The 20,719-nt window shown below is 66.0% G+C and carries 22 protein-coding genes; 17 read left to right on the forward strand and 5 right to left on the reverse strand.

The window, feature by feature from the left end; genetic code table 11:
- Positions 1-36 precede the first annotated feature (36 nt).
- Positions 37-1,263, reverse strand: a complete 1,227-nt coding sequence (locus tag D8676_RS05040; RefSeq protein ID WP_121579782.1) for an MFS transporter — start codon at positions 1,261-1,263, stop codon at positions 37-39.
- A gap of 228 nt (positions 1,264-1,491) precedes the next feature.
- Between D8676_RS05040 and D8676_RS05045 the strand changes: the two genes are divergently transcribed.
- Positions 1,492-2,664: a magnesium transporter gene (locus D8676_RS05045; protein ID WP_121579783.1), complete on the forward strand. Its 1,173-nt coding sequence runs from the start codon at positions 1,492-1,494 to the stop codon at positions 2,662-2,664.
- 108 nt (positions 2,665-2,772) lie between these two features.
- Here the strand turns inward: D8676_RS05045 and secA are convergent, their stop codons facing one another.
- Positions 2,773-5,511 carry a preprotein translocase subunit SecA gene (gene secA / locus D8676_RS05050; RefSeq protein ID WP_121579784.1) on the reverse strand — a complete coding sequence of 913 codons (2,739 nt, stop codon included), beginning with the start codon at positions 5,509-5,511 and terminating at the stop codon, positions 2,773-2,775.
- A 242-nt stretch (positions 5,512-5,753) separates the two neighbouring features.
- On the opposite strand from secA, the gene D8676_RS05055 reads away from it, so the two are divergent.
- The 4 genes from D8676_RS05055 (at position 5,754) to D8676_RS05070 (ending at position 8,657) form a co-directional block, all read left to right on the forward strand.
- Positions 5,754-6,701, forward strand: a complete 948-nt coding sequence (locus tag D8676_RS05055; RefSeq protein WP_121579785.1) for a peptidylprolyl isomerase — start codon at positions 5,754-5,756, stop codon at positions 6,699-6,701.
- Between the two features lie 224 nt (positions 6,702-6,925).
- Positions 6,926-7,522 carry a hypothetical protein gene (locus D8676_RS05060; protein WP_121579786.1) on the forward strand — a complete coding sequence of 199 codons (597 nt, stop codon included), beginning with the start codon at positions 6,926-6,928 and terminating at the stop codon, positions 7,520-7,522.
- Entirely contained in the window at positions 7,519-8,112 is a 594-nt protein-coding gene (locus D8676_RS05065) for a hypothetical protein (RefSeq protein ID WP_121579787.1), read from the forward strand. Before D8676_RS05060 ends, D8676_RS05065 begins: the two co-directional genes overlap by 4 nt.
- Positions 8,113-8,114: 2 nt before the next feature.
- Positions 8,115-8,657 carry a hypothetical protein gene (locus D8676_RS05070; protein WP_147448156.1) on the forward strand — a complete coding sequence of 181 codons (543 nt, stop codon included), beginning with the start codon at positions 8,115-8,117 and terminating at the stop codon, positions 8,655-8,657.
- Here D8676_RS05070 and D8676_RS05075 read toward each other — a convergent pair.
- On the reverse strand, positions 8,650-9,909 hold the full coding sequence (locus tag D8676_RS05075) for a hypothetical protein (RefSeq protein WP_121579789.1): 1,260 nt from the start codon (positions 9,907-9,909) through the stop codon (positions 8,650-8,652). The genes D8676_RS05070 and D8676_RS05075 overlap by 8 nt on opposite strands.
- A gap of 252 nt (positions 9,910-10,161) precedes the next feature.
- Between D8676_RS05075 and argJ the strand changes: the two genes are divergently transcribed.
- The 5 genes from argJ (at position 10,162) to D8676_RS05100 (ending at position 13,338) form a co-directional block, all read left to right on the forward strand.
- The gene (argJ, locus tag D8676_RS05080; RefSeq protein WP_121579790.1) at positions 10,162-11,403 is read left to right on the forward strand and encodes a bifunctional glutamate N-acetyltransferase/amino-acid acetyltransferase ArgJ; all 1,242 of its coding nucleotides are present in this window, start codon (positions 10,162-10,164) and stop codon (positions 11,401-11,403) included.
- A complete protein-coding gene (locus tag D8676_RS05085) occupies positions 11,403-12,188 on the forward strand; it encodes a GNAT family N-acetyltransferase (protein ID WP_121579791.1) in 786 nt (261 codons plus the stop codon). Before argJ ends, D8676_RS05085 begins: the two co-directional genes overlap by 1 nt.
- A gap of 2 nt (positions 12,189-12,190) precedes the next feature.
- Positions 12,191-12,604, forward strand: a complete 414-nt coding sequence (gene mutT, locus D8676_RS05090; protein ID WP_121579792.1) for an 8-oxo-dGTP diphosphatase MutT — start codon at positions 12,191-12,193, stop codon at positions 12,602-12,604.
- Between the two features lie 143 nt (positions 12,605-12,747).
- The gene (locus D8676_RS05095; protein ID WP_121579793.1) at positions 12,748-13,053 is read left to right on the forward strand and encodes a hypothetical protein; all 306 of its coding nucleotides are present in this window, start codon (positions 12,748-12,750) and stop codon (positions 13,051-13,053) included.
- Between the two features lie 108 nt (positions 13,054-13,161).
- Positions 13,162-13,338, forward strand: coding sequence for a Flp family type IVb pilin (locus D8676_RS05100; protein ID WP_121579794.1), 177 nt, complete (start codon positions 13,162-13,164; stop codon positions 13,336-13,338).
- Here D8676_RS05100 and D8676_RS05105 read toward each other — a convergent pair whose 3' ends face one another.
- On the reverse strand, positions 13,339-14,223 hold the full coding sequence (locus tag D8676_RS05105; RefSeq protein WP_245426597.1) for an SAM-dependent methyltransferase: 885 nt from the start codon (positions 14,221-14,223) through the stop codon (positions 13,339-13,341).
- Between the two features lie 84 nt (positions 14,224-14,307).
- Here D8676_RS05105 and D8676_RS05110 point away from each other — a divergent pair, with 84 nt between their 5' ends.
- The 6 genes from D8676_RS05110 (at position 14,308) to D8676_RS05135 (ending at position 18,368) form a co-directional block, all read left to right on the forward strand.
- A complete protein-coding gene (locus tag D8676_RS05110) occupies positions 14,308-15,081 on the forward strand; it encodes a ComF family protein (protein WP_121579795.1) in 774 nt (257 codons plus the stop codon).
- A gap of 97 nt (positions 15,082-15,178) precedes the next feature.
- A complete protein-coding gene (gene grxC / locus D8676_RS05115) occupies positions 15,179-15,448 on the forward strand; it encodes a glutaredoxin 3 (RefSeq protein WP_121579796.1) in 270 nt (89 codons plus the stop codon).
- Positions 15,449-15,458: 10 nt separating this feature from the next.
- Positions 15,459-16,325 (forward strand): carbon-nitrogen hydrolase family protein, encoded by an 867-nt coding sequence (locus tag D8676_RS05120; RefSeq protein ID WP_121579797.1) that lies wholly within the window; start codon positions 15,459-15,461, stop codon positions 16,323-16,325.
- Complete coding sequence (locus D8676_RS05125; protein ID WP_121579798.1) at positions 16,322-16,747, forward strand: DUF1178 family protein; 426 nt, start codon at positions 16,322-16,324, stop codon at positions 16,745-16,747. Before D8676_RS05120 ends, D8676_RS05125 begins: the two co-directional genes overlap by 4 nt.
- A 110-nt stretch (positions 16,748-16,857) precedes the next feature.
- Positions 16,858-17,391: a hypothetical protein gene (locus tag D8676_RS05130; RefSeq protein ID WP_147448157.1), complete on the forward strand. Its 534-nt coding sequence runs from the start codon at positions 16,858-16,860 to the stop codon at positions 17,389-17,391.
- Positions 17,392-17,477: 86 nt separating this feature from the next.
- Positions 17,478-18,368, forward strand: coding sequence for a DMT family transporter (locus D8676_RS05135; protein ID WP_121579800.1), 891 nt, complete (start codon positions 17,478-17,480; stop codon positions 18,366-18,368).
- Between the two features lie 7 nt (positions 18,369-18,375).
- Here the strand turns inward: D8676_RS05135 and ubiG are convergent, their stop codons facing one another.
- Positions 18,376-19,119, reverse strand: a complete 744-nt coding sequence (gene ubiG / locus D8676_RS05140; RefSeq protein ID WP_121579801.1) for a bifunctional 2-polyprenyl-6-hydroxyphenol methylase/3-demethylubiquinol 3-O-methyltransferase UbiG — start codon at positions 19,117-19,119, stop codon at positions 18,376-18,378.
- A gap of 183 nt (positions 19,120-19,302) precedes the next feature.
- On the opposite strand from ubiG, the gene D8676_RS05145 reads away from it, so the two are divergent.
- A complete protein-coding gene (locus D8676_RS05145; protein WP_121579802.1) occupies positions 19,303-20,712 on the forward strand; it encodes an adenylate/guanylate cyclase domain-containing protein in 1,410 nt (469 codons plus the stop codon).
- Positions 20,713-20,719 lie beyond the last annotated feature (7 nt).

Below are 20,719 nucleotides of genomic sequence, written 5' to 3' on the forward strand. Positions count from 1 at the left end.
CCGGATGAGCCTGGAGGCGGTGCTTTCAGGCGGCGTTCAAGCCGCGGCCATGGCCGGTTGCGGCTTGGGAAAGGGCTTGAAGGCCATCGCGATCAGGAAGGCGCCGAGGCCCATGCCCCAGGATCCGATGTAGAGCCAGCTATAGGTGGCGAAGCTGTCGTAGAGCAGGCCGCCGAGCAGCGGGCCGGTCGCCATGCCGAGGCTGCCGGCCATGGCGGTGCCGCCGATCACCGTTCCCATCATCTTCAGCGGGAAATTCTCGCGCGCGATCACCGCGTAGAGCGGCATGACGCCGGCGTAGATGAAGCCGACGATCACCGCGACCGTGTAGAAGCCGGCCAGCTGGCTGACGAACACATAGCCGAGAACGCCGAAGGCCTGCAGGAAAAGCCCGGTGACAAGCACGTTCTTGGCGCCGAACCGGTCGCCGAGGAAGCCGAAGGCGATCCGGCCGCCCATGCCCGCCAGTCCCTCGACGCTGTAGATCGTCACCGCCGCGATCATCGGGATGCCGCAGGTGATGGCATAGCTCACCGTGTGGAAGATCGGGCCGGAATGCGTCGCGCAGCAGAAGAAGTTGGTCAGCAGCAGGATGACGAATTGCGGCGTCCTCACCGCCTGCCTCACCGACATTTCGGGCTCCGCCTGCGGGGAGGGCGCGGCATTCGCGGATTGCAGGGCAGGCGGGCTGCGCACCAGGAAGGACGCCGGGATCATGATCGCCGCGGCGATCACGGCCAGGATAAGCATCGTCGTGCGCCAGTCGTAGTCTGTGACCAGCCAGGCGGCGAGCGGCGACATGGTCATCGGCGCCATGCCCATGCCTGCCGAGACCAGCGACACGGCGAGGCTGCGCTGGGTTTCGAACCAGCCGGTCACGCAGGCCATCATCGGCGCGAAGATCGCGGCGGTGGCGGCGCCCACGACCAGCCCGAAGACGAGCTGGAACTCGATCAGCGAGGTGGCGCGGCTCGCCGCAGCCATGCTTGCCGCCAGCAGCACCGAGCCGGCGAGAACCACGATGCGCGGACCGAAACGGTCGGACAGCCCGCCCCAGATCATGCTTGCGAAGGCGAGCGCAAGAAAGCCGATGGTCATGGCGGTGGAAACGCCGGTCGTCGACCAGCCGGTATCCTCGGCGATGGGCCTGAGCAGGACAGGCAGCGAAAACATGACGCCGATGGCGACGCAGCCGAGCAGTCCGCCGGCGGCGACGATGACCCAGCGATAGGGGTTCTGGCTTTCGATGGCGGCTTGCGACATGACGATCTCCCGAGCGGCTCCGCAATTGGAAGACGAGCGAGCTTCGCGAAAAGCGACAGAAGCTCAAAGATTTTCCTGCCGGCCGTCAAGACTGGTGCCACATGCTGACAGAAGCAGATCGGCGCCTCGATCGCTCCCATGCGGCCACTTCGCTGATTTTTCTTGCCGATTCGGTTGACGCTGGGTCAATCTTGCCGAATCGGCGGGAACGGAGCGGAGAAGCGTTCCATGAGCGAACAAGACGATATCGCGGGCCTGGTTCGCGCGGTCCGGGCGCGCGTGCCCATGGATGCGGCGCAGTTGCTGTCCAGGGAGCCGCCCGAACGAATTGCCGAGGTGTTCGCGGAACTGCCGCAGATCCTGGCCGGCCACATCAAGGCCTATCTGCCGCCGGAACTGCGGTCGCATGTCTCCCACTCCTATGCGGATGTGATCGAACACACGGTCGGCGAAATCATGGAGCCGGCGCTGGCCGTGCTGCCGCAGGACGCGACGGTGCAGCAAGCGATCGACTTCCTGCGGAGCCACGAGACGCCCAGGCAGATCACCTACATGTACGTGACCGATGCGCAGAGCAGGCTCGTCGGGCTGGTCGTCATCCGCGATCTTCTGCTGGCCGGGCCGGACGAGACGCTGAAACACGTGATGCTGCCCGAGCCCTTCGCGCTGACCCCGGAGATGGACCTCGCCGAGGCCGACAAGGCCGCCATTCACCGGCACTATCCCGTCTACCCGGTCGTCGATACCGACATGCACGTGATCGGCATCGTGCGCGGCTGGCGCCTATTCGAACGCCAGGCGATCGAGATCAGCGCGCAATCGGGCCAGATGGTCGGTGTCGACAAGGAGGAGCGGCTCTATACGGCGATCTGGCCGGCCTTCAAGATGCGGCATCCCTGGCTGCAGGTGAACCTCCTGACCGCCTTCATCGCCGGCTTCGTGGTCAGCCTGTTCGAGGGCACCATCACGCAGATCGTGGCGCTGGCGGCCTTCCTGCCGATCCTCGCGGGCCAGAGCGGCAATACCGGATGCCAGGCGCTGGCGATCACGCTGCGCGGCATGACGCTCGGCGACCTCAATCACTTCCCGGTGCGAAAACTGATCACGAAGGAACTGATCCTGGGCGCGATGAACGGCGTGCTGACCGGCATCGTCGCAGGCCTGGCGATGTACTGGACCGCCGGCGGCAACCCACAGGAAGCGGTGATGCTCGGCATCGTCATCCTGCTGGCGATGACCGGCGCCTGCATGGCGTCGGGACTGTTCGGTGTGCTGGTCCCGCTGACGCTGAAGCGATTCGGCGCTGATCCCTGCACCGCGTCGAGCATCTTCCTCACCACCGGAACCGACATCGCCGGCATGGGGCTGATGCTGGCGCTGGCAACGATGCTGGTGCTTTAGAGCAGGGCTATTCGCCTAGCCGATATCGGCTGCCCTCGAGACAGGACAGCCGGGCCGGCGCGTCGCCGGGCGAGAACCTGATGCCGCCCGGCGTGAGGGGAGCCGGCGCTAGCCGAACGCGCCGTGGCAGTGCTTGTATTTCTTGCCGGAGCCGCACGGGCATGCCTCGTTGCGGCCGACCTTGCCCCAGGTGGCGGGGTTGGCGGGATCGCGCTGTTCCGGCGCTACCGTGCGGTTGTCGGCGAGCACCGAGACGGAGGCGCCGCCGAAGTCGGCCTCGGCGAAATCGTCCTCTCCGGTGGTGCCGTCGATGTGATGGCCGAAGGTCTCCGGCGCTTCCGGCGGCGGGGCTTCGGCGGCCTCGCGCACCAGCTCGACGCGCATAAGCTGCGCGGTGACGGCCTGGCGCAGGTTCGTCAGCATCGTCTGGAACAGCTCGAAGCTTTCCTGCTTGTACTCCTGCAGCGGGTCGCGCTGGGCGTAGCCGCGGAAGCCGACCACCGAGCGCAGGTGGTCCAGATTGACGAGATGCTCGCGCCACAGATGGTCGAGCGTCTGCAGCATGATCGAGCGCTCGACATAGGCCATGACCTCGGGGCCGAAGCGGCCGGCGCGGTCCGTCGCGGCTTCGTCGGCGGCCTTGGTGATGCGCTCGCTGATTTCCTCTTCCGCGATGCCTTCCTCCTTGACCCAGTCCTCGACGGGCAGGTCGAGGTTGAGGCTCTGGAGGACGCCTTCCTTGAGGCCGGCGGCGTCCCACTGCTCGGCATAGGCGTTTTCGGGGATGTGCTTGGCGACGAGGTCGGTGATGACGTCCTGGCGCATCTCGGCGACGGTTTCGCTGAGGTTCTCGCCGTCCATCAGCTCGATGCGCTGATCGAACACCACCTTGCGCTGGTCGTTGGCGACGTCGTCGTATTTCAGCAGGTTCTTGCGGATGTCGAAGTTGCGCGCCTCGACCTTCTTCTGGGCCTTCTCCAGCGCCTTGTTGATCCAGGGATGGATGATCGCCTCGTCTTCCTTGAGGCCGAGCTTCTGCAGCATGCCGTCCATGCGCTCGGAGCCGAAGATGCGCATCAGGTCGTCCTGCAGCGACAGGAAGAATTTCGAGCGGCCGGGGTCGCCCTGGCGGCCGGAACGGCCGCGGAGCTGGTTGTCGATGCGGCGGCTCTCGTGGCGCTCGGTGGCGAGCACGTAGAGGCCGCCGGCGGCGATCGCCTGCTCCTTGAGGCGCTGGATGTCCTCGCGGATGGCTTTTTCCTTCGCCTCGCGCTCGGGACCCTCAGGCATGTCGCCGAGCTCCTGCGCGATGCGCATGTCGGCGTTGCCGCCGAGCTGGATGTCGGTGCCGCGGCCGGCCATGTTGGTGGCGATGGTGATGGCGCCGGGCTTGCCGGCCTGCGCGACGATAGCCGCTTCCTGCTCGTGGTGGCGGGCGTTCAGCACCGCGAAATCCTTGAAGCCGTCCTTGCGGAGCCGTTCGGCGAGCTGCTCGGACTTCTCGATCGAGGTGGTGCCGACGAGGATCGGCTGGCCCTTCTCGCGGGCTTCCTTGATGTCGCGGACAATCGCCTTGTACTTCTCCTCGACGGTCCGGTAGACCTCGTCGTCCTCGTCGATGCGCTTGACCGGCAGGTTGGTCGGCACCTCGGTCACTTCGAGGCCGTAGATGTTGCCGAATTCCTCGGCTTCCGTCAGCGCCGTGCCGGTCATGCCGGCAAGCTTCTTGTACATGCGGAAGTAGTTCTGGAACGTCACCGAGGCGAGCGTCTGGTTCTCCGGCTGGATCGCCACATGCTCCTTGGCCTCGAGGGCTTGGTGCAGGCCTTCCGAATAGCGGCGGCCGGGCATCATGCGGCCGGTGAACTCGTCGATGATGACGATCTCGTTGTTACGGACGATGTAGTCCTTGTCGCGCTGGAACAGGCGGTGCGCCTTCAGCGCGTTGTTGACGTGGTGGACGATGGCGACGTTCTCGACGTCGTAGAGCGACTCGCCCTTGAGGTGCCCGGCATCGCGCAGCAGGTTCTCGAGCTTCTCGGTGCCTTCCTCGGTGAAGATGGCGGTGCGCTGCTTCTCGTCGACCTCGTAGTCGGGCGCGTCGAGCTTCAGGATGAAGGTGTCGATCGTGTTGTACATTTCCGACCTGTCCTCGAGCGGACCGGAAATGATGAGCGGCGTACGGGCTTCGTCGACCAGGATCGAATCGACCTCGTCGACGATCGCATAGTGATGGCCGCGCTGCACCATCGACTGGCGATCGTACTTCATGTTGTCGCGCAGATAGTCGAAGCCGAGCTCGTTGTTGGTGGCGTAGGTGACGTCGGCAGCGTAGGCGGCGCGGCGCTCGTCGTCGGACAGGCCGTGCACGATGATGCCGGTGGTCAGGCCGAGGAACTTGTAGATGCGGCCCATCCATTCGGCGTCGCGCCGGGCGAGGTAGTCGTTGACGGTGACGACGTGGACGCCCTTGCCGGCGAGCGCGTTGAGATAGACGGGAAGCGTGGCGACCAGCGTCTTGCCTTCGCCGGTGCGCATCTCGGCGATGCCGCCATTGTGGAGCACCATGCCGCCGACGAGCTGGACGTCGAAGGGACGCATGCCGAGCACGCGGCGCGCCGCCTCGCGGACAGTGGCGAATGCCGGGACGAGCAGGTCGTCGAGGCTGGCGCCATTAGCGAGATCGGCGCGGAACTGGACGGTGCGCGCGGCGAGCTGCTCGTCGGACAGCGCCCGCAGCTCGTTCTCCATGGCGTTTATCGCCTCGACCCGTGGCCGCGTCGACTTGATGCGGCGATCGTTGGACGAACCGAATATCTTGCGGGCGAGAACGCCGAGACTGACCATCAAATGGTCCTTTCAACCGTAGTTTTGCCGGCGGGGTACCGACGAAATCCGCGGGACCCGGCAGGCGAAGCGGATTCTGCAAACAGCGAAAAGCGCCCCGAAAACGGTTCTGGACGCAAAGACGCTGGACAGATAAGAGGGGCCTCAACCGATGTCAACGCGCGCATTTGCGCTATATAGCGCTGAAATCCGCCGCAATCCTGCGTGTTTTGAAGCGGCTTAGTTCCCGATCGGAGAGTTCCATGTCGATTTCGTCCCGTCGCGCCGCATTCACCAGACTGGCGCTTCCCTTCAGCCTGCTTGCCGCCCTGACTACGGCGGCCGTCGCCCAGGAGTCGGCGCCCGCCGAGCAGCCGGCCGCCGAGGCGGCCAAGCCGGCCGCGCCCGACCCGGCGAAAATCGTCGCCACCATCGACGGCAAGCCGGTCAGCGAGGCCGACCTCGCGCTGGCGCTGGCAAGCGTCGACCAGCAATATTCGCAGCTTCCGCCGGACCAGCGCCGCGCGGCGGCCTTCATGGCAATCATGGAGATCAGGCTGCTCGCCGACAAGGCGGTCGCGGAAGGGCTCGACAAGGACGCGGAATTCCAGCGCCGCATGGCGTTCCTGCAGCAGCGCGCGCTGCACAGCGAAGTGATCGAAAAGGATGTCGGGGCCAAGATCACCGACGAGGAGATCCGCGCCCGCTACGACAAGCAGCTCGCAGACACGCCGCCGGTGAACGAGGTCAAGGCGCGCCACATCCTGGTCAAGACCAAGGAAGAGGCCGAGGCGATCGTCAAGCAGCTCGACGGCGGCGCCAAGTTCGAGGACCTGGCCGCCCAGCACACGACCGACCCCAGCGGCAAGACCACTGGCGGCGACCTCGGCTATTTCGCGCCGGGCCAGATGGTGCCGGAGTTCGAGAAGGCGGCCTTCGCGCTCAATGTCGGCGAATACAGCAAGGAACCGGTGCAGAGCCAGTTCGGCTGGCACATCATCATGGTCGAGGACAAGCGGGCCCAGCAGCCGCCCGCCTTCGATTCGGTCAAGGACGAGGTCCGCAATCTGGTGTTCCGCGAGAAATACTTCGCGATGGTCGAGGACCTGCGCCAGGCGGCGAAGGTCGACGTCACCGACCCCGAGCTGAAGAAGGCGGTCGACGCCATGGAACAGACGGAAGACGAACAGGCGGAAGAGCCGCAGCAGTAAGACAGGCGTACCGGCGGCTCGCGGGCCGGCGGCGTACAGACTGGACGGCGCGGGTTGGCGGAGAGCCGGCTCGCGCCGTTTCGATTCCGGCGTTTTCGATTCCGGGCGTTGCGGCTTCTGGTTGCGGGCGGTTGCGGGATGTGACCAAACGTGATCGCCGACGCGCAATCGCGGGTTGAAATCATGCAAGCAATGGGTGAATTTTCGCGGCCCACGGAGCAAGCATGTCCGTCACGCCACGATCGACGTTGCGACAGCGTCTCTTCGCTTTCCTGGCCGCCGGTATAGGCGGCACACTCGCGGCTGCGATGTCCTTCGCGATGACCGTCTACGAGGCGGCCAACCCGAACGTGATACCGAATGTCGAGGCCGGCTCGCCGATCGACACCGGCCGCTGGATCGTCACCATCCGCGAGGCGCGCGCCGGCGACGTCCCGCCGACGGGCGTCAAACCCTACGAGCCGAAAAAATTCGTCATGGTCGAGTTCGACGCGGACAATCGTTCCGCGGCGACCGCCTTTGTCTCGCCGAGGCTGTTCACCTTCGACCCGCCCATGGAAAACCTGCGGGAGCCGACGTTCTACCTGGTGCGGGACAAGTGGATCGCCAGCGCCATCAATCCTGATATGCCGGAGCGGCTGGTCGTCGCCTGGGAATGGCCTGAGGAGCAGCCCCTGCCGCAGACCGTGCGCCTCAAGGTCGGCAGCGAGATCTACAAGCGCCGCGACAACCTCTACGGCCACTCGAGCTGGTTCGACCGCGATCCGATCGCCATCGTCGAACTGCCGGTGACGGCAGCCGAAAGCGAGGCGGAGCAGTGAGCGGCAGGCTCAAGGGGCTTGCCGCGGTGCTGTTCGCGGCGGTCGTGCTGTACGCGATGCAGCACACGACACCGTTCTACAGCGAGATCATCTCGCAGGTTCCCGTTTCCGGCAGGTTGGGCGAGAGGGTCGATGCCCGCGATTTCGCGCTGGTCGCCGGCAGGGTCAATCTGGCGCGTGCGCTGGAGACCGAAAGCTACGGCAGCACCAAGACCTACACGACCTCCGGGGTCTGGATACTGGTGGAGGCCGTGGCCGAGGCCAAACGCGAAAGCATGGCGCTGACCTCGGCCGAGTGGATCGGTCCGAGCGGCGTGCGCTACGGGCTCAGCCAGCGGTTGTCCAACGTGCCGGGAATGGTGCAGACCGCCAACTTCGAGCCGGGTCTCGCGATGCCCTTTCTGATGGCTTTCGAAGTGCCCGAAAACGAACTTTCCGGAGGAACGCTGCTCGTTTCGCGCAGCTTGCTCATGCCGCTCGCCGAGCAGGTGCGGATGCCGGTGCCGGATCTCCCCGCCGACCGGATCCGGTCGACGATCGCGATCGGCCCTGCCGGCGGTGAGTTGCCCTGGACGCTGGAGGCCAAGTGACCGTGCCGGAGCTGCAAGCGGGCGAACGCCGCCGCTACTGGCTGAGCCTGGCGGCGCTGGTCGTCGTCCTGCCGGCCGCCGTCCTGGCCCATACATGGGGCAGCCTGACGCAATGGTGGGCCAACAACGGTCGCGATCCGATCAACGTGGAGCGGGGAGCCGCGCAACGCTACGCCGGAGCCGAGTGGCGGATGACCGGGCTCTCGGTCCTGCCGATAGGGTCGACCGGCAGAAGCGTGGTGCTTGCCGAATTCGAGGCGAGGATCGAGGACCCGGCGGTACTGATGGAGAGCCCGTGCGTCGTCGCGCTCACCGACGCCGGCGGACGCCGCTGGCAGCCAAGGTTCACGGTCCACCGGATCGTGCGCGAGCAGCGCCCCGAAGCCGCCGAAAAGCCGAACTGCGGCGGCCTTACTCCGGAACAGGTGCAAGCGGGCGCCACAGTGAAGATGGCGGAAACCTTCGTGGTGCCGGCCGATGTCGACGGCCTGGCGCTCTCGCTGATCAAGCCGAACGCCTTACCCGGCAATCTGGTCCTCAGATAGCCGCGCGCGCCTTGGGCGTCACCTGCGAGGCGACGCAATATTCCAGCACCGCGGCCAGGAGCGCGATGCGCATGGCGTCGAGCAGAATGCCGCCGTCGAGGTCGCTGGGGCTGCCGATGAAAAGGCTGGCGACGCCGAAGACGACCTGCCAGGAATCGAGATCAGGGATGCCGAGCGTGCGCGACGCGCCATACCACAGCCACGCCCCGAGCCAGCCTATCAGGCGGTAGGCGATGACGAAGGTGATCAGCGTCGCCAGTCCCGCGCCGAGGGTGAGCTTGAGGCAGGTCCAGACGGGCTGGTAGCGCGAGCGATAGCCGCCGAAGAAGTGCGTGATGAAGTCCTGGAGCCACTTCCTCCAGGTCGAGTGGCGCGACGGCGGCGCGGCGACGGGAGCGGTCGCCGCCGACAGCTCGTAGCCGTTGATGATCGCCGCCATCACCAGCCAGACCATCGGCAGCAGCGCGTAGAAGAAGAGGCCTTGCGCCTGCTCCAGCAGAGCCGGTGATCGGAACTCCACCGGCGTGAAGCCCTCGGCGGCGTGGGCGACCATGGAGAAGGAGGTCAGCGCGCTCGTCTGGAGTTCGTCGAGCAGCGCTCCGGCGCCGATCCAGGTGATGAACTCGTCCTTCCAGACGTCGAGCGCGTAGAGGCCGATGAAGATCCAGCTTGCGTCCGCCGCGACGATGACCAGCCGCCAGTAGGGACCGTGCGCGCGGTCGTTCATGCGCTTGGCGAACCAGCGAATCAGCCAGCAGATGACGATGGACGCGATGAGGGCACGCGAGCGATGCATCCCGAAGATGTCGGCGCGTTCGCCGAAGGGAACGGCCTCGAGCGCCATCCGGGAATAGACGCGCACCGTGTCGCCGAGGAATCCCCACGCCGCGTAGAAGGCGAAGAAGGGCAGGATGACCACGGCGGTCACCGCCAGCATGTGGTCGGCGGACCTCGTCTCCGGCGCGTCGGGAGAACGCACCGCGGAGTTCTGGCGCAGCGAGGCGAGGGCCGGCAGGCCGGGACGCAGCACTGCGAACATCATGACGACCACCAGGAGCTTCGTCAGCACCACCAGCGAAAGCACCATGAGGCCGGCGAGCGGGCTATGCAAACCCGCCAGGACCGCCCCCCTGAGCAGAAGGTCGCTTGCGATATAACCAAGCGTGCAGATGAGCAGAAGCTGCGGCCAGAAGCGGGCGAGAAGACTGGCCGTCAGCGCGAGCGGCCGGACGATGTCGTCGATCGTCGTCATGGCGTCCTGCTTATTCGAGCCTGACGCGAGCTTCAATGCGCGACACGCCCAGGTTGCGCCGTTGCTCGTTCACATTGTGTGACAGCGTGCGTCGGTCCGGGGCGGCCGGTTGGCCGGGGAGTCGCCCGCAAGGAGGTGAAAAACGTTCGTTTTCCGGGCGGTTCTCGCGTCGATCGATCAGCAAACGTCTTGCGCACCCCAGCGCTATCGGGCAAACGGAGCCACTTCCGCGCGCCACCGACCGAGGCCCATATGTCCGCAACGATTTCGCCGCTCGCTCCGAAAAAATACCCGAAAATGCCTGAAATCGAGGGCGTGCGCATGGCGACCGCCGAGGCGGGCATCAAGTACAAGAACCGCACCGATGTGCTGGCCATGGTGTTCGACGAGGGGACGGAAGTCGCAGGCGTCTTCACGCGCTCCAAATGCCCTTCGGCGCCGGTCGACTGGTGCCGCCAGAACCTCGCGGGCGGAAAGGCGCGGCTGCTGATCGTCAATTCCGGCAACGCCAACGCCTTCACCGGCAGTAAGGGTCGCGAATCCACCGGCCTCACCGGCAAGGCCGGCGCAGCGGCGGCCGGCTGCTCCGAGAACGAAATCTTCCTCGCCTCGACCGGCGTGATCGGCGAGCCGCTCGACACGTCCCGCTTCTCGCATCTGCTCGCCGGCATGGTGAAGCAGGCCAAGCTCGAGTTCTGGCGCGAGGCGGCGAGCGCCATCATGACGACCGACACCTATCCGAAGGTGGCGACGGTGACGGTGAAGCTCGGCGACGCCGACGTCACCATCAACGGCATCGCCAAGGGCGCCGGCATGATCGCGCCCGACATGGCGACGATGCTCTCCTTCGTGGCGACCGACGCGCCGATCGCCGCGCCGGTGCTGCAGGCGCTGCTGTCGGGCGGGGTGGGCAAGACGTTCAACGCCATCACCGTCGACAGCGACACCTCGACCAGCGACACGCTGCTTCTTTTCGCGACGGGTGCGGCCGCCAGGCGCGGCGCGCCGCGGATCGACGATGCGAAGGACCCGCGGCTCTCCGCCTTCAAGCGCGGGCTTGGCAAGGTGCTGAAGTCGCTGGCGCTGCAGGTGGTGCGCGACGGCGAAGGCGCCCGCAAGCAGGTCGAGGTGACGGTCACCGGCGCGCGCTCGGCCCGCTCGGCGAAAAGAATAGCGCTGTCGATCGCCAATTCGCCGCTGGTCAAGACGGCGGTCGCCGGCGAGGACGCCAATTGGGGCCGCGTCGTCATGGCGGTCGGCAAAGCCGGCGAACCGGCCGACCGCGACCGCCTGTCGGTCTGGTTCGGCGACAACCGGCTGGCCTTCGAGGGCGAGCGCGACCCGGATTATTCGGAAGAGGCGACCTCGGCCTATATGAAGCGCGACGACATCCGCATCCGGGCCGATATCGGCATCGGCCGCGGCAAGGCGACGGTCTGGACCTGCGACCTGACCAAGGAATATGTCACCATCAACGGCGATTACAGAAGCTGATGGGCAAAGCGGTGCCAGGCAAGGAGCCAAAGGCTGCGCTTTCGACCGTTCGCCGCTTCGAGGCGGCGGGGTTCCGCGCCTGGCCGGCCTCCGCCGTGCATTATGACGGCACCTGGGTCGTGCGGCTGACTGCCGGCCATCCCGCCAAGCGGCTGAATTCGGTCAATCCGCTCGATCCCGGCGACGTGCAGGACCTGCCCGAGCGCATCATCCGGGCGGCGCGCCGCTTCGACGCCTACGGCCGGCCGCTGACCTTCCGCCTGTCGCCGCTCGCCGGGCGGAAACTGGTCGATCACCTCGAGACGGAGGGCTGGACAGGCTTCGACGAATCGCTGGTCATGCAACTCGACATCGACAACGATGCCGTGCATGGCGCCATGGACCAGATCCCGATGAAGGACATGGGGCGTTTCGTCAGCGCGGCGATGGAGACGCAGGGGGCGGATCCCGCATTGCGCCCCGGGCTTTCCGAAATCATAGGCGCGATCCAGCCGGAGGCCGGCCTTTTCGTGCTGGAGCAGGATGAAAAGCCGGTGGCCACCGCGATCTGCGTGCATGACGGCGATCTTGCCGGGTTGTTCGAGGTTGCGACGGCGGAGAGCGAACGCGGCAAGGGCTACAGCAGGCGCCTGCTACTCTCGGCGCTGAAATGGGCGAGGCTGCGCGGCGCGCGGCATGCCTGGCTGCAGGTCGGCGCCGACAATTTCGCGGCGCGGCGGCTCTACGGCACGCTCGGCTTTGCCGAGCTCTATCGCTATCACTATCGCCGCCGGCCGGAAGCCTGAGCATGGACGCGGGCATGAAGAAGCTTCTCCTGGTCGCCGCCGTCGCCCTGGTCGACGGGGACGGACGCGTGCTTCTGGCGCAGCGCCCGGAAGGCAAGATGCTGGCCGGCCTGTGGGAATTCCCGGGCGGCAAGGTGGAGCCCGGCGAGACGCCTGAAGAAACCATCGTACGCGAGGTGCAGGAGGAGATCGGCGTCGAGACCAAGGTGGCCTGCCTGGCGCCGCTGACCTTCGCCAGCCATTCCTACGACGATTTCCACCTGCTGATGCCGCTCTTCGTGTGCCGCCGGTTCTGGGGCATTCCGGAGCCGAAGGAAGGGCAGACGCTGAAATGGGTGCGTCCCAGGCAGATGCGCGACTATCCGATGCCGCCTGCCGACCTGCCGCTGATCCCGCATCTGATCGACCTGCTCTGATCGGCAGCCGCCCTTTCCGGAGTCGGCCGCATTCCTTTGCCGCACCGTTAATGGACCGTTTAGGCAAGTGTGAAAAATTGCGCCCGGCAGCCGGTTCGCAACGACCGCGCTGTATGTCGCCGTGGCGCAGGGGATAGGCCGACATGACGCGTGAAGACGAGTGGGATGCGATCCGCAACCGACGCGGGCCGCTGTTCGGCGCTGCAGGGAGCAGCATGCTCCGCGCCGCCTTGCTGTTCGGATCGGCCGCCGTGGCGCTGGCGCTCATCCTGGCGCCGATGGCCGACAAATATTCGAAGACGCGGGTGGTCGGCGGGGAAGGCATCGACTTCATCTCCACCGGCTCGGTCGGGCAGCGCGAGGCCTACACGATACGCCGCAGCGTACTGCAGGCGCCGGGCGCCGTCTGCATCATAGATTCGGCCGGCCGTCGCAGCGGCGGTTGCTGAAGCAACGCGCTGTCGCCGCGCGCGCGCTTAATCCTCGCTTAACGCTGCGTCGTTAACCTTTCTTAACGGGTAGCCGCTAAGGTGCATGCCGAACAGGGAACAAGCGTCATGTGGGCGATGCGGCGATTTCTGGGGGACGAGAGCGGGGGCACCGCGATCGAGTACGGTCTCATCATTGCTCTGCTGTCGCTGGTGATCGTGGCGGGAATAGGCACGGTCGGCAATGCGGTCGAGGACATGTTCGCCAATCAGGACCGCGAGCTTCAGAAAGCCTTCAACCAATAGTCATTTCACGTTCTTCCGGCCGAGCGCTTCGGCCAGGGAAACCTGCGCCGAACCCGGCCGCAGCGGCTTCTGCTGCGAAGCGTCCGGCGCCCATCCGGACATCCAGATGAACGAGAACGTCGCCCTGACGCGTCCGTCGGGATCGGAGAAGCGGTCCGCGTAGATCGCGGCGGCCCGCGCGAAGAATTCTCGCGACGTCGGCTTGCGGGAGCGGCCCGAAAGCACGTTGGTCGCGCCCATGGCGCGCAGATCGCGGATCAGGTCGAACATGGTCGCGTAGCGCACCGTCACCGTCTCGACATCGGTGACGGGCAGCGCGAAACCGGCCCGCTGGAGCAGCGCGCCGACCTCGCGGACATCCGCGAAGGGCAGCACGCGCGGGCTCGCGCCGCCCGACAGTTCCGCCTCCGCCGCAAGCAGGCTTTCGCGCAGTTCCGCCAGCGTGCCGGCGCCCGCCATGGCGCCGAGGAAGAGCCCGTCGGGCTTCAGCGCCCGGCGTATCTGCACCAGCATGCCGGGAATGTCGTTTTCGTCCTGCAGCGAGAGCAGCGACACCGCAAGGCCGATGCTCGCGGGGGCGAGCGGCACGTGGCCGGGTGTGGCGACGATGCCCTCGCCACCGCCCAAGAACGCGGCGTCGGCCTCGATCCTCACCGCCTCGTCCGCCTTGCCCGAGGCGAGAACGGCGTCGCGCGCCGCCGCCGTCACGCAAAACAGCGCCGCGGCCTTTTCGAAGCGCCGGCCGACCGTCGCCAGGCGTTCGGCGAGGTCCTCGGCGGCGCGCTCCATCAGGAAGTCGGCGCCCGCCACGGCCCGCGCGACCGCGCGGCGCTTGCGATCGACCAGCAGGCCGGTGTCGATGATCTCGTGCGGGTCGTCTGCCACTCTGGCTCTCCGGGCGAAAAAATGCCGCCGCTTGCCCGGGGTTCTGCTATTCTCGGCCACGGATCGCAAGGGGCATGGGGGAGAATGCCTGAACTGACGAGCCTTGCCTTGAACGCGCTGGCGCTGCCGGTGCGGCTCCTGTTTCCGCCCGTCTGCGCGGGCTGCCGCCGACAGGTTTCGCAGCCCGGCGCGCTCTGCGGCCAATGCTGGCCGAAGCTGCGCTTCCTCGAAAAGCCCTGGTGCGCGGTGATGGGCACGCCTTTCCAGTACGAGATGGGCGAGGGGTTCCTCTCCGCCGAGGCGATCGCCAATCCGCCGCCTTTCGAACGTGCGCGGGCGGCGGTCGCCTATACGGGCGTCGCCCGGCGCATGGTCCAGGCGCTGAAATATGGCGACCGCACCGACCTCGCGCCGTGGATGGCGCGCTGGATGCTGCGCGCCGGGGCCGAGTTCGTCGCCGATGCCGATGTCGTCGTGCCGGTGCCGCTCCACTGGCGGCGCTTCTTTTCCCGCCGTTTCAACCAGTCGGCGGAACTGGCGCGAACGATCGCCGCCTTGTCGGGCAAGCCGTTCGAGCCGATGGCGATCCGGCGCGTCAAGGTCACCCGCCAGCAGGTCGGGCTCGGCCTTTCCGAGCGACAGGACAATGTCCGCGCCGCCTTCAAGGTACCACCGGAGCACGACATTTCAGTGCGCGGCCGGCGCGTGCTGGTGGTCGACGACGTCTACACGACCGGGGCAACCGTCGCGTCGGTCACCAAGGCGCTGAAACGGAGCGGTGCTGCCGCGGTCGACGTCCTGACCTTCGCGCGCGTGCTGCCGGGCGACCTGGATAGGGGCGATCCGTGGAACGAGTGACATATCTGGGTCAAGTGACGGGGCGGCGAGGGCCTTCCTGCCCGGCGATCCGGACACTATATAGTCGACAAAGAGACAGTCAGGCTGACGGAACGGAATGGTCGACGTGACGATCTATACGCGGGTGATGTGCGGCTATTGCGCCGCTGCCAAGCGTTTGCTCGACCGCAAGGGCGTCGCCTATACCGAGCATGACGCCAGCTTCTCGCCGGATTTGCGCCAGGAAATGATCGCGCGCGCCAATGGCCGCAGCACCTTTCCGCAGATATTCATCGGCGGCTATCATGTCGGCGGCTCCGACGACCTCCATGAACTGGAGCGTCAGGGCCGGCTCGACGGGCTGCTTGCCAACGGACAACTGAACTAGGGTCTTCTGCATGGGTAAGTTCAAGGCCGCCGCCGTCCAGATGCGCTCCGGCAGGGAGCCGGAACGCAATGTCGTCGACTTCGAGGCGCTGGTGCGCGAAGCGGCGGCCAGGGGCGCGACCTATGTGCAGACGCCGGAGATGACCGGCGCCATCATCCGCGACAAGGCCGACCGCGCGATGGCCTTCAGGCAGGAGAAGGACGACGTGATCGTTGCCGCGGCCGGCCGGCTTTCGGCCGAACTCCGCATTTTCCTGCATGTCGGCTCGACCGGCATCCTCAGGGAAGACGGCAAGATCGCCAACCGCGCCTTCCTGTTCGCGCCGGACGGCTCGCTCGCCGCCCGCTACGACAAGATCCACATGTTCGACGTCGACCTCGACAATGGCGAGAGCTGGCGCGAATCGGCGACCTACGAGCCTGGAGCCGAGGCGCTGGTGGCCGATATCGGTGCTGCGAAGGTCGGCTTCGGCATCTGCTACGACGTGCGTTTCCCGCAACTTTTCCGCGCCGAGGCGCTGGCCGGAGCCGAGGTGCTGACTGCGCCCGCCGCCTTCACCCGCCAGACCGGCCAGGGGCATTGGCACATCCTGCAGCGGGCCCGCGCCATCGAGAACGGCGCCTTCATGATTTCCGCGGCTCAGGGCGGGCAGCACGAGGACGGCCGCGAGACGTTCGGCCATTCGATGATCGTCGACCCATGGGGCAGGATTCTCGCCGAGGCCGACCATGACGCATCAGGCGTGATCGTCGCCGAGATCGATACGGCGCTGTCGGCAGAGGCGCGCCAGAAAATCCCCAACCTCAAGAACGCACGCGAATTCCGCGTGGCGAGCGTTGCCGCCCAGCCCGTCATGCTCCGGGGGGCTGCGTCTTGATCCGCTTTTCCCTGATCTGCGACCAGGATCACGAGTTCGAGGCCTGGTTCCGCAACAATGACGACTTCGACAAGCAGAAGAAGCGCGGCTTCGTCGAATGCCCGGCCTGCGGCTCGAAGAAGGTCGGCAAGGCGCTGATGGCGCCGGCCGTCTCGACCGGCCGCAGACAAGAAAAAATCGCTCTCGCCATGAACGAGATGCAGAAGAAGGCGATGGCCGAGATCAAGGCGCTGTCGGAGAAGATCCGCGAAAACGCCGACTATGTCGGCGACAAGTTCGCCGAGGAAGCGCGCAAGATCCATTTCGGCGAGGCCGACGCGCGCGGCATCTATGGCGAGGCGACACTGGAGGAGGCGAAAAGCCTGGCCGAGGACGGCGTCGGCTTCATGCCCATCCCCGTCTTCCCCGAGGATCGCAACTGAGTGGAGGCGAGCGCATCAGTTTGGCTGCCCGCATGGTCGAGTGGGGGCTGCGGAACGTATTCGAGAGCCGTGAAATAGACGGCCTACTACTCTTCGCAAGGGAAGAGGCGATGTTGGACAGGGTCGAAGCGGCGCTCTCGCTTATCCGAGAGTTCGATCCATATCGCTACAGACGGATTCTCAAAGATGTGGATCGGATACTGGTGACGTGGCTTCCGGGATCGATCGGACAATTTTCAACGATAAACTGGACTTGCACGATCGACAGGCGCTTTCTCATGCGCGAGAGCACTTCACCGGAATTGATAGCATCGGTGATCGTCCACGAAGCAACGCATGCACGTCTGCATCGGATAGGCATGGGCTATCCAGAAGCCCTACGCGAGCGCATCGAGGACATTTGTTTTCGTCAGGAATGGCTGTTCGGCAGTAAACTGCCAAACGGTTACGAGGTTCGAACACAAGCCGAGAGATATCTCAACGCGCCGCCGCTCGACTTCAGCGACGTCGCCATGAAAGCTCGGAGAGACCAAATTGCAAAATTGGCTCTTCAGGACGTCGGTTTGTCCGAAAAGTGGGCTCGTCGCTCGATGGCCCTGATAAACTGGTTGGTGCACATAACGCGCAGCATCCGGTCTGCCTGACGCTATAGAGTAGTGAGTGGCCTGACTCACTCGACCAACCCCTCGTGTCCCTATGGCCGAAAGTGCCGGGCGGCTAGTCATCCTCCATGAACGCGCTCTGGAATTCCGCCATCGGCCTGCTCGTGGTGACCGGCGGCCTGCTTGGGTTGACGCTGCCTTTCGGCAAGATCGCCACCGACGCCGGCGTTCCGGCGCTGGTCTGGGCCCTGGTGGTCTCGCTCGGCGCGGGTGGCGTGCTTCTCGTCGCGCTGCTGCTGCGCGGCGAGCGCATCCGCCTCAACGCCCACAAGCTGCGCTATTTCTTCGTCACCGCGGCGATCTCCTACGCCATGCCCAATTTCCTGATGTTCTCGGTCATGCCGCATGTCGGCGCCGGCTACACCGGCATCATGTTCACCCTGTCGCCGGTCATCACGCTGGTGCTCTCGATCCTGCTCGGGGTGAGAAGGCCGAACCTTCTCGGCGTCGCCGGCATCGCGGTCGGCTTCGTCGGCGCCGTGATGGTGGCGGTGACGCGCGGCGAGGCGGGCCAGCCGGCGGCCTTCGTCTGGGTGGCGGCCGCCCTGCTCATCCCGCTCTTCCTGGCGCTGGGCAACATCTACCGCACCATGGACTGGCCGGGAAAAACCGGCCCGATCGAGCTTGCCGTCGGCAGCCACCTGGCCTCGGCCATCATGCTGCTCGCGGGCATCCTCGTGCTCGACGGCGGCGGCGCGTTCGGCACGCTGGCCGGCGTGCCTGTCACGACCATCGCGCAGATGGCGTCGGCGGCGGCGATGTTTGCCTTTTTCTTTCGGCTGCAGCACGTCGGCGGGCCGGTCTATCTCAGCCAGATCGGCTATGTCGCCGCGGCGGTCGGTCTGTTCTCCGGCACGCTCTTCCTCGGCGAGCGCTACGGCCTGCTCACCTGGCTCGGCGCGGTCATCATCGTGGCGGGCGTGTTTTTGACCACGAAGGCGCAAAGTCAGAAGGGGTGAAGGCTCCTCAGGCCCTCTCCGCCAGCAGCATGTAGTTGACGTCCATGTCCTTCGACTGCGCCCAGCGGTCGGCAAGCGGATTGTAGGTCACGCCGGTGCGGTCGGCGATCGTCATGCCGGCCTCGGCGAGCGCCTTTTCCAGTTCCTCCGGACGCACCAGCTTCTCGTATTGGTGGGTGCCCTTGGGCAGCCAGCGCAGCACATATTCGGCGCCGAAGATCGCCAGTCCGAGCGCCTTCAGCGTGCGGTTGATGGTGGCGACGAACATGACGCCGCCGGGCTTCACCATCTCGGCGCAGCGCGCCACGAAGAGGTCGACATCGGCGACGTGCTCGACCACCTCCATGTTCAGCACCACGTCGAATTTTTCGCCGGCGTCGGCGAGTTCCTCGGCGGTCGCGGCTCGATAGTCGATGGAGACGCGGGACTCGGCCGCGTGCAGTTTCGCCACCTCGATGTTCGTCTCGGACGGATCGACGCCGACCACCTCGGCGCCCAGCCGCGCCATCGGCTCGCACAGGAGCCCGCCGCCGCAGCCGATGTCGAGGAAGCGCAGTCCCTCGAACGGCTTGGCCGCATGCGGGTCGCGGCCGAAGCGTGCCGCCACCTGGTCGCGTATATAGGCGAGGCGGACCGGGTTGAACTTGTGCAGCGGCCGGAATTTCCCTGTCGGGTTCCACCATTCGGCGGCCATAGCCGAGAAACGCTCCACTTCGGCTTGGTCGATCGTCGTTCGTCCGTCTTCGGCCATGGCGATGCTCCTTCGCGACGATGAAGTCGGGCGCTGGGGGCGCAAAGTCAAGCCGGGAGGCGGCTTTTCGCCAACTGCCATCCCTGTGGCAGGAGCCTTCGCCGGGCGATGGCAGCGGGGCCGACGAAGGTATAATATCGGCATCGGCATTGCGGGTGGGCGCTCTCTTCGGGAGAGAAGATCATGAGCGAGACCAGGGACCTGTTCACGCTTCTCGGCCAATCGGCGGACGCCGGCGCGGTCGCCGCCATGGAGCGGCTGATCACCGACGCGCCAGACCATCGGCTGTGCCGCATCAATCCGCTCGCTTTCGCCGTGGCCAACGGCCTCGACGAGGAGGCGACGATCGCCGCCTTCCTGCATGCGACCCGCATCGGCATGTTCGACATCGCCTGGAACGTGCTCTGCCCGGGCTGCGGCGGCGTGCTCGACAGCAACGCCACGCTGAAGACCATGCAGAAGGACGAATATGTCTGCTCTCTCTGCGCCTCGGCCTATTCGCCGACGCTGGACGAGATGGTCGACGTGACCTTCACGGTCAGCCCGCGCGTGCGCCGCATCGCCGCACACAACCCGGACGACCTGCCGGTCGATGAATATTACCGGCAGATGTACTGGGGATCTGGCGTCGACGTGCCGGACGAGGGCTACCAGCAACTGTTCGACGAATTCGTGCTCGATCACGTCGAACTCGGCGCCGGCGAGAAAGGCGTGCTGTCGATCCAGCAGCCGGCCGAATTCCTGATCATCTTCGAGCCGGTCACCCATTCGGCGCAGTTCATCGACGTGAAGGGCGAGCCGTCCCGTGAGCGGCAGACCCTGTCGCTGTCCTTCGACCGCGAGCACGGCCAGCACCAGACGCTGGAGATGCGGCCGGGGCCGCTGCGCATCACATTGGAGAACCGCACGGAGGGCCGCGTCCTGCCGACGGTGTTCATCGCCGGCGAGACCCTGCACTGCCTGCTCGGACGGCGGCGCCCCTTCCTCACCGCCAAGCGGCTGCTCTCCAACCAGACTTTCCGCGACCTCTACCGGACCGACACGCTCGACGTCGACCAGCGGCTGAAGATCACCAGCCTGACCTTCCTGTTCACCGACCTCCGCGGCTCGACCGAGCTTTATGAGCGCGTCGGCGACCTCGCCGCCTTCGACCTCGTCAAGGCGCATTTCCAGGTCCTGCACGAGATCGTGGCGTCAGAGGCCGGCGCCGTGGTCAAGACGATCGGCGATGCCGTCATGGCGACCTTCCCGACACCCGACCGCGCGGTCGCGGCGGCGCTGCGCATGCGCGACGCTATGTGCGATCTCAACAACCGCAACGGCCGCGAGGACCTGCTGCTCAAGATCGGCGTGCACGAAGGCCCGTGCATCGCGGTCACCCTCAACGAGCGGCAGGACTATTTCGGCTCGACCGTGAACATAGCCTCGCGCGTGCAGGGATTGGCCAATTCGCAGTCCATCTTCGCCACCGCCGCCGTGATCGACGACGGCAAGACGATGGACCTCCTGAAAAGCAAGGCCCTGACGCCGAAATCGCACATCGCTTCGCTCAGGGGCATCGACCGCGAAGTGCCGATCTACGCTATTCCGTGAGGGGCAT

Source organism: Mesorhizobium sp. YM1C-6-2 (genome assembly GCF_003666685.1).
Taxonomy (GTDB): domain Bacteria; phylum Pseudomonadota; class Alphaproteobacteria; order Rhizobiales; family Rhizobiaceae; genus Mesorhizobium_K.

Coding starts and splice junctions, on each gene's coding strand:
- D8676_RS05055 (WP_121579785.1), top strand. CDS start 5,754: ATGTCGATTTCGTCCCGTCGCGCCGCATTCACCAGACTGGCGCTTCCC.
- D8676_RS05135 (WP_121579800.1), top strand. CDS start 17,478: ATGAACGCGCTCTGGAATTCCGCCATCGGCCTGCTCGTGGTGACCGGC.
- ubiG (WP_121579801.1), bottom strand. CDS start 19,119: ATGGCCGAAGACGGACGAACGACGATCGACCAAGCCGAAGTGGAGCGT.
- D8676_RS05095 (WP_121579793.1), top strand. CDS start 12,748: ATGACGCGTGAAGACGAGTGGGATGCGATCCGCAACCGACGCGGGCCG.
- D8676_RS05100 (WP_121579794.1), top strand. CDS start 13,162: ATGTGGGCGATGCGGCGATTTCTGGGGGACGAGAGCGGGGGCACCGCG.
- D8676_RS05110 (WP_121579795.1), top strand. CDS start 14,308: ATGCCTGAACTGACGAGCCTTGCCTTGAACGCGCTGGCGCTGCCGGTG.
- D8676_RS05120 (WP_121579797.1), top strand. CDS start 15,459: ATGGGTAAGTTCAAGGCCGCCGCCGTCCAGATGCGCTCCGGCAGGGAG.
- D8676_RS05040 (WP_121579782.1), bottom strand. CDS start 1,263: ATGTCGCAAGCCGCCATCGAAAGCCAGAACCCCTATCGCTGGGTCATC.
- secA (WP_121579784.1), bottom strand. CDS start 5,511: ATGGTCAGTCTCGGCGTTCTCGCCCGCAAGATATTCGGTTCGTCCAAC.
- argJ (WP_121579790.1), top strand. CDS start 10,162: ATGTCCGCAACGATTTCGCCGCTCGCTCCGAAAAAATACCCGAAAATG.
- D8676_RS05045 (WP_121579783.1), top strand. CDS start 1,492: ATGAGCGAACAAGACGATATCGCGGGCCTGGTTCGCGCGGTCCGGGCG.
- D8676_RS05145 (WP_121579802.1), top strand. CDS start 19,303: ATGAGCGAGACCAGGGACCTGTTCACGCTTCTCGGCCAATCGGCGGAC.
- D8676_RS05085 (WP_121579791.1), top strand. CDS start 11,403: ATGGGCAAAGCGGTGCCAGGCAAGGAGCCAAAGGCTGCGCTTTCGACC.
- grxC (WP_121579796.1), top strand. CDS start 15,179: ATGGTCGACGTGACGATCTATACGCGGGTGATGTGCGGCTATTGCGCC.
- D8676_RS05130 (WP_147448157.1), top strand. CDS start 16,858: ATGTTGGACAGGGTCGAAGCGGCGCTCTCGCTTATCCGAGAGTTCGAT.
- D8676_RS05060 (WP_121579786.1), top strand. CDS start 6,926: ATGTCCGTCACGCCACGATCGACGTTGCGACAGCGTCTCTTCGCTTTC.
- D8676_RS05075 (WP_121579789.1), bottom strand. CDS start 9,909: ATGACGACGATCGACGACATCGTCCGGCCGCTCGCGCTGACGGCCAGT.
- mutT (WP_121579792.1), top strand. CDS start 12,191: ATGGACGCGGGCATGAAGAAGCTTCTCCTGGTCGCCGCCGTCGCCCTG.